The 13710-nt window shown below is 70.3% G+C and carries 1 protein-coding gene (only partly in view); it reads right to left on the reverse strand.

Annotated features, from left to right (window positions below; genetic code table 11):
• A protein-coding gene (locus AC5YDA_RS12405; protein ID WP_496193038.1) for a hypothetical protein crosses the window boundary here: on the reverse strand, positions 1-13710 show its final stretch. Its footprint extends 23415 nt past the window's final position; the window shows 13710 of its 37125 coding nt (coding positions 23416-37125); the start codon falls outside the window, past its right edge; the stop codon is at positions 1-3.

Below are 13710 nucleotides of genomic sequence, written 5' to 3' on the forward strand. Positions count from 1 at the left end.
CTACACCGCACCATGGGGCGTGGCCGAGACCCCGCCACCGGGCCGCGCCGGGCCGCGGCGGCCCGGCGACCCAGGGGTCGCCGGGCCGGGGCCGGGGGTGGGTGAGACGTACTCGGCCATGACGCCGTCATCGGTGTGGCCCAGGCCCAGGACATGGCCGAGCTCGTGGATCAGGGCCGCGACGAGGTCGAACCTCGCCCAGCCCCAGCCCGCGGCGTCCGCGTCGATGGTGACCGCGGTGCCGTCGACCCGGGCCAGCAGGTCGCCGTCGAGGTGGGCCACCGAGAACGTGACGGCGGCGAGCAGGTCGGCGGAAGCCCCTTGGGCGATCCAGTACTCCCGTGCTTCGGCCGCCGCGGCCGCCACTTGGTCCTGCGTGACCGTCACGGCCAGCGTGTCCCCGCCGACGGAGGACGATCGCAGCGTGGCCTCCACGGAGGCGAGCGACGTGTCGTCCGACCGGATCCGGAGGGTGGCGAACGTCGCGGCCCCCGCGCGTCCGAACAGGCCGAACCGACCGTCGACGAGCCCACCGTTGAAGCCGAAGCTGACCGCGAACCGCCCGTTCACCTGAAGGCCGGCTGACGCACCCTTCAGGGTCAACACCAGGGTGTGGAGCTCGGTGGACGACAGCGCCCAGCGCGCCGACGCGTCGACCACCCAGCCCCGCCGCGGGTCCAGGTGGCCCAGCAGGACGCGTTGTCCGACCACGTCGACGGCGACGAACTTGAACTCACCGGTGCTGTGGGCGTCGAAGGCGATCCCCGCCACCGAGCCCGTCCGGACCGAAACCGTGACCTCGAGCCACGAGGTGGAGCTCAGCGGTCCGCCCAGGTCGGCGAGAACCAGCGCGTCCTCGCTCGCGGTCCCGGTGCCGGTGTAGCCCTGGGCACCTTGGGTCCAGGTGCCGCTGCTGGGCGGGTCCAGCGGGCCGGTCGAGGAGGACAGGGCCGTCGACCGGTCGTAGGTCACCTGGGGCGGGAGGACGGCCACGGAGACGTTGTCGAACCTCCCGCGCGCCTGGTTGGACGCGACGCCGACGAAGCCCCTGTTGAGCGACACGGCGACACCGTCGATGATGCGCGGCTCGAAGGTGTGCGTGAAGGCGACCACGCCGCCCAGTTGGACGACGACCGTCGTCCCGTTGATGGCCACGAGCATCGCGTACCACGTGTTGTGCTTCACACCGCCGGAGACGCTGGCCTGGACGTCGACGATCCACCCCGCGCGGGTGCGCCGTCCCATGACCAGCTTGTTGGTGGACTGGTCGACGCCGGCGAACCTGAAGTCGTCGGGGGCGAAGTAGTCGAAGATGACGTAGGCGTTGGCCTTCCAGCCCGCCGTCGGCTTCGTCAGGTACACCTGCGCGTGGATCTCGTAGTAGACCGGCAGGTACTCGTCGATGTAGTACACAGCCGCCGCGTCGCCGGTGTTGGACGTGGCGGTCACGGTGAGGGTCCCACCCTGCACCGTGAACACGCCCGAGTCGGCGAAGAACGCCTGCGCGCCGGTGTTGAAGTCCGCACTGCGCAGCACGTCTCGCTGGCCGCCGGGCACGTTGCCGGGCTGCGGGTCGCGCGGGCCGCCGGTCTGGCGCTGCCAGAAGTCGTCCTGCTGGGTGACGAGGCCGATCTCTCCATACGGCTCGCCGTGGCGCGCCGCGCTCATCTCGCCGGCGAGTTGCGCGACGGTGAAGTCCGCGCCCTGGGCGGCCGACAACTGGTAGAGGAAGTCGAACAGGCCCGGGGGCACCTGCCTGCTGACCGTGCCGAGGCCGAAGGGGGCGAACGGGACCAGGTAGCTGTTGAACTCCCCCACCCAGTCGATCAGGCGGTCGCCGCCGGTGTTGCCGATCAGGACGTCGAGCCCGGCACCGCCGACCACCCGATCCTCGTAGGTGGTGTGCGTGTCGGGGGCGTCGTTGAGGCCGAGGTTGGTGGTGAGCACGTCGTCGGCGTTCAGGAGGTCGTTGCCCCAGCCTCCCCACAGGGTGTCGCGACCGGTGCCGCCGACGAGCCAGTCGTTGCCATGGTCGCCGAAGATCGCGTCGTTGCCGTCGGTGAAGACGCCGCCATCCACGGGTCGTCCGTCGAGGTGCGAGAAGTTGAGGAACCACTCGCCGCCGCCGAGCATGACCTTCACCATCGGGTCGTACTCGTCGTACAGCGCGAACGTGCCGGACACGGTGTCGAAGCCGAGGAGCCTGCCGTCGTTGAACGGGCGGGTGAAGTCGCTGCGGATGCGGCCCACGCCGTAGCCCTCGACCAGCGCCTCGGCGCCGGAGATCGCGTCGTCGCCGGAGCCGCCGTGGATGAAGTCGTCGTCCCAACCGCCGAAGACGATGTCGTTGGCGTACGCGATGACGTTGAGCGGGTTGGCCCAGTCGCCGTCGGCGGCGAACGGGGTGAGGTCGACGGCCTTGTTGAGCTTGCCGGTCGGGTACAGGGTCGCGACCTGGACGCGGCCCGGTGTGGCGATCTCGACCTGCGTGGTGGCCGCGATGCCGTTCAGGGGCTCCGCTGTGCCGTTGCGAGCGGTGAAGATGCGGCCGTCGTCGCCGAGGATGCCGTCGACACCGGTGCCACCGGAGATCCAGTCGTGGCCCCAGCCGCCGATGAGGTCGTCGTCGCCGGCGTCGCCGAAGATCGCGTCGTTGCCGCCACCCGTGTGGACGGTGTCGTCTCCGGCCTCGCCGTGCACCTCGTCGGCGCCGTAGATGTCCCTCGTGACCGCCGCGGGGTCGAAGTCCGGGCCACCGGGGGTGTAGTCGAGCAGGTCGACGGCGCGCGGGATGAGCCGCTCGTTCGCGGGGCCGCGGTAGGTGTCGTAGTTGAAGGTGCGGTAGGTGATCACACCCGTCGTCGAGACGCTGACGATCCGATGGATGTTCCCGTTGTCGCCCACGATGGTGTCGGAGTCGCGGCCGTGGCCGGGCGTGTCTTCGTTGCGGTCGATGCGGGTGCCCGCACCGCCGAAGATGAGGTCGGCCTCGTCCGGGCGCTGGCTCGTCAGAGTGAGGGAGAAGAGGTTGGAGCTGCCGCCGATGATGTCGTCGCGGCCGAGGTTGCCGAAGATGACGTCCCTGCCGCCGCCGCCCTCGATGTAGTCGTCGCCGTCAGAGGCCGCCTCGACGGAAGGCGCAACGACGAGGTCACCGGCCGAACTGCGGGACGCGCGGACAACGAGGTCGATGGAGCCGTCGCCCTGGACGACGTCGTTGCCCAGCTGGCCGAAGATCACGTCGTCATGCGCGCCGCCGGCGATGTGGTCGTCGCCGAAGAGGTCGGCCGCCGTGTCGTCGGCGTGGTCGAGCAGCGTGATCCGGAAGTCGCTCCAGGCCGTGGCACCGGCCGGGTCGTTCTGCCAAGCGCCGGTGATCTGGGAGGCTCCGTTCGTGGGGCCGCCGGCGGTGGAGTAGATCTGCGTACCGCTGAGAACCCGGAACCGCGGGTTGGTGTGGTTGTCCAGGGTGGCGCGGCGGTCGAGGAGCACGTTGTCGCCGAAGATGAGGTCGCGGGCATCTCCGCCGTCCATCCGGTCGCCCGCGCTGCCGCCGATGAGGACGTCCTCCCCGTCGAGGCCGCGGATGGTGTCGGCGCCTCCGATGCTGTTGTCGCGGACCGTGATGACCAGCGCGGGCCGGGCCACGCCGTCGGTGAAGTCGTCGACGCCACCGTGCCCGGACTGCGCGACCAGTGTCTGGCCGTCGTACCACCGCACGACGCCACGGTCGCCGAAGATGACGTCCTGGCCCTGGCCACCGCGGATGTCGTCGTCGCCCTGGCCGCCGAAGATGATCAGCGGACGCGTCGAGCCTGTGCCGACGACGGTGTCGTCGTCGCCGAGTGCGGTGAGCGTGATCGTCCGGGTCACCTCACGGGTGACCTCGACGACGACGTGGGCGGCCGAGCCGTCGCGCTGTGCCGGGGCCGCGAACGTGAGGGTGGTGCCCGTCAGCGTCACGTCGCGCACGTCGAGCAGGCGGCCGTTGACCCAGACTCGGTACCCGACGAGGCCGTCGAGCGTGCCGAGGCCGAAGGAGCCGGCGCTCTGGACGACGGTGCTGACGAGGCGGATCGTCACGACGGCACTGTCACCGGGCAGGTAGGAGTCGAACAGGCCCACGAGGTCGCGCAACGGGTCGATGCTGGATCGGCTCGGGTCGATGGTGACGCCGTTGATCCTGACCTGAACGACCCGGTCGGCGGCGACCGGCTCGTCGCCCTCGCGCAGATCGGTGACGGGGCCGAGGCCGATGACGGTGTCGAACGCACCTTGGGTGTTGAGGACGAAGAAACCGTCCTGCCCCGCGGCCAAGGTGACGGTCACGTGGTCGTTGCCGAGCCCGGTGTTGAGCCAAGTGGTGGTGCGGACGCCGGCGCGCTCGTGGGTGCCGTCGATGACGACGGTGTCGGCGAGCCCCGAGGTCCAGATGCGGATGCCGTCGGCGAAGGTACCGGTGGCCGCCGCAGCCCACGAGATGCCTGCGGGTGCCAGCCCGACGACGAAGATCTCGCCGGTGGTGGCCAGCGCGGCGTCGCGGGCGCGGGCCGCGGCGACCACGTCGGTGATGAGCACGTTCGAGTCGCCTGCGCCGGCGCCCTCGTCGCTCAGCAGCAGGGTGTGCCGTCCCGTGCCGAGGTCGAGGTTGAGCGTGCCGGCGATGTCGTCGAGGTGGCCGGCGAGGAACTGGGGCGTCTCGGCGAGGCCGACGTCGGCGCGCGAGGAGATGTACACGCGGTCGTTGCCGTCCCCGAAGGAGACGTTGGTGACCGGAAGCGTGCCGCGGACGTTGAGGACGTCCGAGCCGGAGCCGAGTTGCAGGGTCAGCGTCTCGAGCCCGAGGTAGCGGATGCCGGCGCGGGAGTCGGCGTCGACGGCGGCCGCTCCGGCCCCGAGCGCGGTGAGCTGGATGGTGATCGGCAGGGTGGTGGACTCGTTGACCTCGCCGCGGAAGCCGATGAGGAACGAACCCCCGACCTTCCACACGTAGACGCTGAGCGAGCAGGCGCTCTTGTCGTCGAGGCCACACGAGCCGGCGAATCCGGGATTCGGCGGGAACAGGAGGGCCTGGAGCGCGGCGCGGACCTGGTCGGCGGCGGTGGTCACGGCGAAGGTCACCGCGCCGATGCCGCTGGCCGCACCGCCGACGACCTGCGACAGCAGGATCGTGAACTGGGTGGCTCCGGCCAGCGGGGTGACGGAGTACAGGCGGTCGAGCGGACGGCCGACCTCGTCGACGCCGGGGCGCGGTGCCATGTCGAGCCCGGTGACGGTGTCCTGGGTGAGCCAGCCGAGGTTGTGGTTGTCGTCGCCGAAGTCACGCAGGGTCGCCACGTCGGTCCCGACGCCGCCCTCGAGGACGAGCAGCGCGCGCAGCAGGTCGAGCAGACCGGACGCGGTGCCGACGGTGAAGGTGTCGTCGTCGAGGCGGCCGAGGCCGAGCGCGTCCGGCCCGCCGATGATCCGGGTGTGACCGTCGATGGTGAGCACGGTGATCATGTCGCTGCCGAGGCCGGCGTTGATCGTCGTGGTGCCGGCGTGGGTGGTCTCGACGGTGAAGGTGTCGTCGCCGTAGCCGAGCAGGATCTGCAGGTCCTCGAACAGCGTGTACTCGATGCCGGTGGGCGCCATGCCGAGCCCGGTGATGCGGGTGGAGGTCAGGGTGCCGGTCTCGTCGGCCGGGCTGTCCTCGTTGTGGACGATCAGCGTGTCGACCTGGGCGGTCTCGATGGCCTGTGCGGTGCTGGCGGTGATGCCCAGCGGGTGACCCGAGGTCTCGCCCGGCATCGCGATGGGCAGGTAGGTCGAGAGATCGAGCGCCTCGGGCGGGGTGGGGTCGTCGCCACCGGAGACGAACAACGGACCCTGGATCAGGTGCGTGCGGCGGGCGGAGTCGGCGAACTCCTGCACGAGGCTGCCGTCGACGCGGGTGTCCGGGAGGGCGCGGATCGTCACGGTCTGCGCGGCGTGCCAGTCGGTCGGGGTGAAGGTGAGCGTGAGGGTCCCGACCCACGCGGCCCCGTCCTGGAACTCCACCTGCGGGAAGGTGGTGCAGCCGCCCGCGCCGTGGCCGCAGGTCCCGGTGGCGCTGAGGGTCCGGGTCGCGAGCGCGGTGAGCGTCACGGTGACGTTCGCGGACGGCGCCATCGTCAAGCGCACGGTGTACGTGCCGGTGGCCCCGAACTGGTCGGTGACCGCGCCCTCGACGAGCCGGATCGGACCGCCCTCGGGGGCGATGACGACGCCGGGGATGTCGCCGTCGTGCACGATGACGGTGACGGGCGCGACCGCGATCCCGATGGTGTTGACCGACGCATCGGTGTAGCCGAGCACGACGAACGTGGCGCCTGCCACGGGGACGCTGCTCCACTCACCCTCGATCTCGATCATGCTGGCGGTGTTGTTCCAGATCCGCCGCACGTGCACGTCGCCGAAGCCGTCGGTGACCGCCACGAGGTGTCCCCTGAGGGTGCCGGGTGTCAGCGGCGTCGAGACCGCGATCTCGCTGGGGAGCCCGCCGGGCCCGGTGACGGTGCCGGAGAGGGCGTCGACCGAGGTGATCGTCGCGGTGATCCGCGCGACCTGCGTGCCCTCGACGGCCGAGTCGTCGTCCGCGCGGACCTGGAGCGTGCGGGAGCCGACCGTGGAGAAGTACAGCGTCAGCGACTGGGACCAGTCCGTGCCGTTGAGCGACAGCTTCAGGCCGGCCGGGGCAGTCACGAGCACCGACACCGAACCGGATGGCGCACGGGTGAGGCTCACCGTGTAGGTCGCGGTGGCGCCGCCGACGCCGGCGCTCGGCTCGACGACACGGACGCCGCCGTCGGGCACGACGACGTTGACCGCAGGTGCGTCGTCGTCGAGGACGCGGACGAACAGGGTGGCCACCAAGGCACGCGCGTAGCTGCCGCCGGCCACGATGGCATCGATGCCGTGCATCCGCTCGCCCTCGCCGGCCAGGTCGGCGGTGGCCCGCACGGTGATGAGGCGCTTCGCGGTGTCGCCGGCGAGGAAGGTCAGCGTGATGGAGGTCTGCCAGGCGCTGCCGTTCCAGAACTCGATCCCTCGGGCCCGGCTGGACGACAGCGGGTTGACCGGCGGGCCGGTGAGGGTCACCGTCACGGTCTGGGCGGGCGCGAAGGTGAGCCGCACGGACACCTGGCCCGAGGCGCCGCCCTCGAGGAGGACGAGTGAACCGCCCACGGGGGCGAGCACCACGGTGGGTTCGTCGTCGTCCATGATCTCGGCCGCGATGCCGTCGACGGGCACGCCACTCCACGAGCCCACGGTGCTCTCCACCGAGTGCCGGACGAGACCCGTGTGTCCGAGCAGGTCGTTGGCCTGGACGTACGGAGCCTGGCCGCCCACCTCGACGCGGTCGGAGCCGAGCCCTCCGTAGAGGGTGAGCTGGATGGCCGGGTTGGTGGACAGCACCTGGAAGACGTCGTCGCCCTCCATGCCGTAGACGGAGACCCGCTCGACGTTGATGAAGCGGATGACGCGGCCGGCGCCGAAGACGCCGTCGGCGGTGATGACGTAGACGTCCGGCGCCTCCGTGCCGATGACGATGACGATGTCGTCTCCGTCGCCGCCGTCGATGTTGACCGGGGCATTGGCGGCGTACTCGATGTAGTCGCTCCCGGCGCCGGCGTTGAGCAGCGCGGCCTGGGACTCGGAGATGAACGAGCGCACGATGAAGGTGTCGTCGCCGGCCTCGCCGAACAGGTGCAGCGTGGCGACGTTGCGGAACACGTCGAACCGGTCGTTGCCCTCGCCGCCGTAGACGTAGGCGGTGTGGGAGACGCCGTTGGTGAGCCAGCCGCGGCTGGAGTCGAAGAACACGTCCTCGAAGTCGCCGTCAGTCTCCAGCTCGGGCATCGAGAAGTCGTCGAAGCCGAGGTGCTCCTGCAGGCTGCCGGCCGCTGGCGTCGTGATGGTGTAGTTCGTGTACAGCTGGCCGAAGCGGAAGGTGTCGTCGCCCGCGCCTCCGATGACGGTGAGGATGGACGAGGTGTCGTCGAAGGCAAACGTGTCGTCACCCGCGCGGCCGTCGAGGACGACGCCGCCCGTGATGCTGGGGCCGTAGGAGACGATCTCGGCCGCGGTGAAGAAGGTGCCGCTCAGGGCCGACAGCTGGGCGATCATGCCGCGGCGCAGCAGGAAGGTGTCCGCACCGGAGGACCCGCCCACGCCGAGGAGGTTGGTGCCGCCGCCGGTGACGTCGACGACGTCGATGCGGCTGTTGCCGACGCCGAACATCTCCACGACGTAGGTGTCGGAGTTCGCGCCGCCGTCGAGCGTCAGGCGCTGTCCGTCCATGGCGTTCGTGGCCGGGCCGGCGACCGGGTTGACGAGCAGCCAGTCGTCACCCGCCTGGCCCTCGATCCTGGTGGTGCCGGACAGGGCCTCGACGTTGACGCGGTCGTCACCGGCGCCGGCATGGACGGCGGTGGCGTGGGCGTGTGTGCCGTCGACGTTGAGGACGTCCGAGCCGGAGCCCAGGGACAGGTCGAGGGTCTCGAACAGGGCGTAGGCGACGCGCCCGTCCGTCATCGCGAGGACGGCGGTGGTGCCGCCCGAGCCGGTCAGGGCGTGGCCGATCACCGGGACGACGGAGAGGGTGTGGATCCAGCCGGCCACGCCCGCGAGGGCACCGGTCCACGCGACGGTCCACCGTCCGCCGGCCTTGCTGACCAGGACGTTCCCCGCTCCGACGAGTGATTCGAGGAGCTGTTGCATCCGGACGGCGGAGGTGTCGAAGGCGAGCTGCCCCGTGGTGCCCAGGCCGGCGACGACGAGTGCGAAGCGTCCGTCGGTGGCGCCGAGGACGCTGACGACCTGGACGAGGCTGGGCTTCGGTGCCCCGCCGGTCATGCCGAGGCCGGAGACGCTGGTGCCGGTGAGCACGCCGATGCGATCGGAGGTCGTCCCCGCGTCGTCGAGGTGGAGGCGGTCGTTGGTGCCGCTGCCGCCGTTGATGCTGAGGGGTGCCGCGACACCGACGAGGTTGCCGCCGATGCCGGTGAGCGTCGAGGAGACCCGCACGGTGTCGTCGCCCGCGCCGGTGGCCACGGAGGTGACGCCGGAGACGCTGCGCACGATGACGGTGTCGCCGCCGTCGCCGGCCGCGTTCGGCGTGTTGACGGCGTGCGTGGTGAGGGCCGTGTTGCCGGCGTGGGTGGAGTGGATCGTGAACGTGTCCGCGCCGGAACCGAGGTCGACCGTGAGCAGTTCGAACCCGCTGTAGGTGATGCCGATGGCCATGCCGAGGCCGGTGATCGCCGTGGACGTCAGGGCGCCGGTGTCGGCGGCGGTGTCGCCGGTGTCATCGACGGCCAGCAGGTCGTTGCCGGTGACCGAGCCGGGACCGGTGCCGCCGACGACGGTGAGCTTGGCGTCGATCGCGTTGACGGTGCCGCCGGTGTTGGTCCACACAACGTTGGTGGTGCCGCTGCCCGCGGCGTGGGAGCCGACGGCGATCCGGTCGGTGTGTTCTCCGGTGCCGATCAGTGTCTCCACCTGCAGCGCCTGGACGGCGACGCGGTCGCCGCCGGTGAGCGTGTTGACCTCGACCGACTCGACGCCGGAGTGGGTGACGGTGCCCAGGAGGGCCATATCGCCCGCCGAGTTGAAGGACACGCGGCGGATCCGGTTGGCGAACGTCTCGGTCGGCGGCGCGGCGACGACGTCGAGGATCAGGTCGTCGGGCGCCGTGGTGCCCAGGACGACGAGGCGGTCGCTGCCGGAGGTGTCGAAGACGTGGATGGCGAGTCCGGTGGAGCGCGTGAGTTCGACGCGCACCAGGTCGTCGCCGGGGCCGGCGTCGAGGTGGGCGGTGCCGGTCCACGGGTCGGCGGTGAGGGCGAGGCCGGCCACGGTGACGGTGCCGTCGAAGTCGCCGACGAGCATGGTCGTGGCGCGGTTGCCGGTGGAGGTCAGGCGCGCGATGGCGAAGATGTCGTGCAGGGTCTCGGCGACGGAGCCGACGCCGAAGTTGAGCCCGACCGCCAGCCCGACGACGAACAGGTTGTCGTAGAGCCCGAAATCGACGCCCTCGAACGACTCGACGAGGGTGTTGGTGCCGCCGGTGTCGATGAAGGTGTCGCGGCCGAGGCCGCCGGTGGCGGTGTCGTCGCCCGAGCCGAGATCCAGGATGTCGTCGTAACGCGAGCCAATGACCCGATCGCCGCCGCTGCCGCCGATGAGGGTGAGCGCGAGCTGGTCCGCCGTGGTCGCGGACGCGTCGATGGTGTCGTCGCCGCCGCGCGCGTCGACGATGAGGGCGTCGCCCTGCGCGCGCACGCCGCCGGAGATCCGCACGGTGTACCCGCCGGGACCGCCGCGCGTGACGGTGGTGCGGGTCGGCGAGGCGAGGGTGCCGATGGTGAACGTGTCGGCGCCCGTGACCGAGCCGAGGACGTTGATGACGTCCGTGCCGCCGGTGCCGAGCGCGATGTCGATGTCGGTGAGGCCGGAGGCGTTGCCCGTGATGTGGTCCAGGGTGACCCGGTCGGAGCCCGCGCCGGCGTCGACGACGAGCTTCTCGATGCCCGACGAGTTCTTCGAGGCCGACCCGAGGAGGTGCGTGAGCACGCCGGTCGACGGGTTGCTGACCGTGTACTCGTCGCCGTCGCCGGTGAGGATGAATTCGAGTGTGTCGGTGCCGGTTCCGCCGACCAGCGGGGTGGCCTCGCTGCTCTGGAACACGGCGGCGGTCGCGCGGATGAGGTCGTCGCCGGAGCCGCCGTCGTAGAGGGCCGCCGCGCCCTGGAGCGTGTCGTTGTCGCCCTGGCCGTACAGCTTCGCAGCGGCCGCGTTGCCGGTGAGGAGGTCGTTGCCGTCGCCGCCGTAGAAGCGGACGTCACCGGTGCCCGTCTGCCCGATGGTGTCGGCGCCGCCGCCGCCCTGGACCACCGCGGACGCGGCGTTGGTGACAGTGATCGTGTCGTCGTTGTCCCCGCCGCAGAGGACGCTGCCCGCGAAGGTGGCGGGGCTGGCCGGGGTGTGGACCGCACACAGCAGGGAATCGCTGGCCTGGGTCCCGGAAGGCAGGGCGGGCGAACCGTGGAGGACGATCACGTCGTTTCCGGCGCCGCCGTCGAGCACCACCGGGATCAGGAGGCTCGGGTCGACGGTGACCGCGTCGACGCCGCTGCCGAAGTAGCCGTAGACGCGACTCACGTGGTCGTAGGTCTTCGAGTAGCCGAAGGCGGTGACCTTGATCCTGGCCCGCCCGTAGCCGTCCAGGGCGCCGAGCTGCTCGATGAGCACCGTTTCGTTCTCCACGGTGCCGGAGACGTTGCGGGCGAGGCGCTGCGGTTCGGCGCCGACGTTGAGGAACAGCTGGGTGTCGGTGGGTTCCCAGGCGCGCAGGTTCCGGTAGGTGCCCGACGTCCCGGCGTCGCCCGCGTAGTCGGTGCGGCCGTTGCTGGCCAGGTACGGGACGACGGGGAAGGTCACGGTGCCGATGGTGAACGTGTCACTGCGCGAGTACCAGGAGCCCAGCACCTTGAACCGGACGGTGATCCTGAACTTCAGCGGCACGTTGCCGTCGATGTCCGCGTCGCGCGAGTCCGCGCTGACGGAGAGTTCGAGGCCGACCCCCAGGGAGATCTCGAACAGCTTGAAGTCGAAGTACACCTCGACGCTCGCGGAACCGCCGATGAACATCGTGTAGTACGTGATGCCCCAGGCATCCACGTTCTTGAGGAAGGACACCTCGAGCGAGAAGCTGCCCCGGATGCCCATGAAGCTGCCGCCGAGCTGCATGTTGCCGGAGAGTTTGAGGCTGAAGTCGCCGTCAGAGCTGAGGAAGATGTCGCCGCTGAGATCGAATCCGAAGAAGCCGAGGCTCGCGTAGGCCTTCAGGTACCAGTCGCCGGCCTGGAAGTCGGCGCCGGGGCGGGCCCGCCCGACCTCGATCGTGAAGCCCGCGTTGAAGCTGAACAGCTTGATCAGGGTCACGGAGCCGGTGAGCTGCAGCTTGAATCCGGGATCGACACCCTCGAGCCGCATCGTGGTGGTGTTGAGCTGCAGGGTCCCGGAGGCGTTGAGGCTGAAGACGAACGCATCCGCCGAGGCGCTGACGCTGACGCTCATCACCAGGCCGCACGGGCCGGTGGTGCAGTTGGGGGACGTGTAGATGCCGGCCACGCCGTTGGCGCTGAACTTCAGCCCCGCCAGGTCGAACGCGACGCCGAACTTCATCACGAACGCGCCGCCGCCGATGCGGATCTCCGCGAAGCCGCTGCCCTTGGCGAAGCCGAGGAAGCTGATCGTTCCCTCGATCCGCAGCTTGAAGCCGGGTCCGACGGTGGTGGATCCGAGCGTCGCATCCGCGCCGGTGGTGTTGAGTTCGAGCAGCGCGGAGGCGTTGAAGTTCAGGCCGACACCGCCACCGAAGCCGGCATCGAGGCCGATGTCGATCCGCGCGACGAGGCCCTTGCTCGTGATGGAGAAGCCGGAGTCGGTGATGCGCACCGACCCCAGTGCGGGCAGCGTGGCGCCGCCGTTGACGACCAAGGTGATGCCGCTCGCGCCCAGGGAGAACACGACGTGACCGTCGATGTCGAGCAGGTTGCTGATGATCAGGTGACCACCGAACTCCAGACGGAAGCCCGCGACGACGCCGATGGTCTGGTTGGTCACGACCAGCTTGTCGAGGCTGTCGCGCTGGAAGCCGTTGAACACCTGGCGGCCGTTGACCTCGCGCGTGGCGAGCGCGAAGGACTGGATGGTCTGGGCGCTGGTGAACGTGTTGATCTCGAGCAGGAACTGGCCGTTGAGGCTGACCCCCGGGATCGCGTTGGCACCCAGGGTGAGCTGGACGCGGCCGACCACGCCGGTCCTGGTGCCGACGTAGACGGCGAGGTTGATGGTGCCGGTGAGGGCGCCCAGGTACTGGATCGTGGTGCCGACGGCACCATCGATCTTCAGGTAGGCGAACCCCAACGGGTCGACGGCTGCCGTGACGGCGATCATGCCGGTGAGCGTGAAGATGCCGCCGATGGTGAGTTCGGCCTCGATGATCGCCTTGATGTAGACGGCCGGGGTGGCATGGGGATCGGGCGCACCGTCCAGCCCCGGCGGGGCCGCGGGGATGACGAACGTCGGCGACTGGCCGGGGAGCAGCAGCGGGAGGAAGGCCGTCGGCACGGTGAACGACTGTTCGACAAGGGTGGTGTTGAAGATCACCGACACGGAGCCGGACGCCGAGAACAGCGACCCGATGTTCGGCAGGCCGATGCCCACGCCGCTGGACACGCGGATGCTGCCGGCCACGCCGGGGATCGCGCCGCCCGTGGTGCGGGTGGAGATCATGAGCACGCCGGTGACCGAGCCGTACTCGAGCCGGGCCGAGCCGGAGCCGAAGGACAGGGTGCCGGTGAGGAACAGGTCCAGCGACGGCGTCGGCGGGTTGAGCGAGATGTTGAGGTAAAGGCCGCCCTGGACCCGCATGAGCTCGTTGCCGCTGGGCGCGATGATGGCCTGCCCGACGATCTGGAAGCCGAAGCTGAACGGCTGCAGGACGAAGGTCTCGGTCAGGTCCGTGCCGCCCGGCCCGACGCCCTTGAGCGTGAGTGTCTCGGTCTTGACCTCGTTGGTGAGGTTGATCCGGAGCTGGGACGACCCGGAGAGGTACAGGCCGTACTGTTCGAGCGCCTCGAAGTTGGTCTCGATCGAAGCAACGCCCCACAGCTGCGGCAC

It is taken from the genome of Propioniciclava sp. LT294 (genome assembly GCF_059516005.1).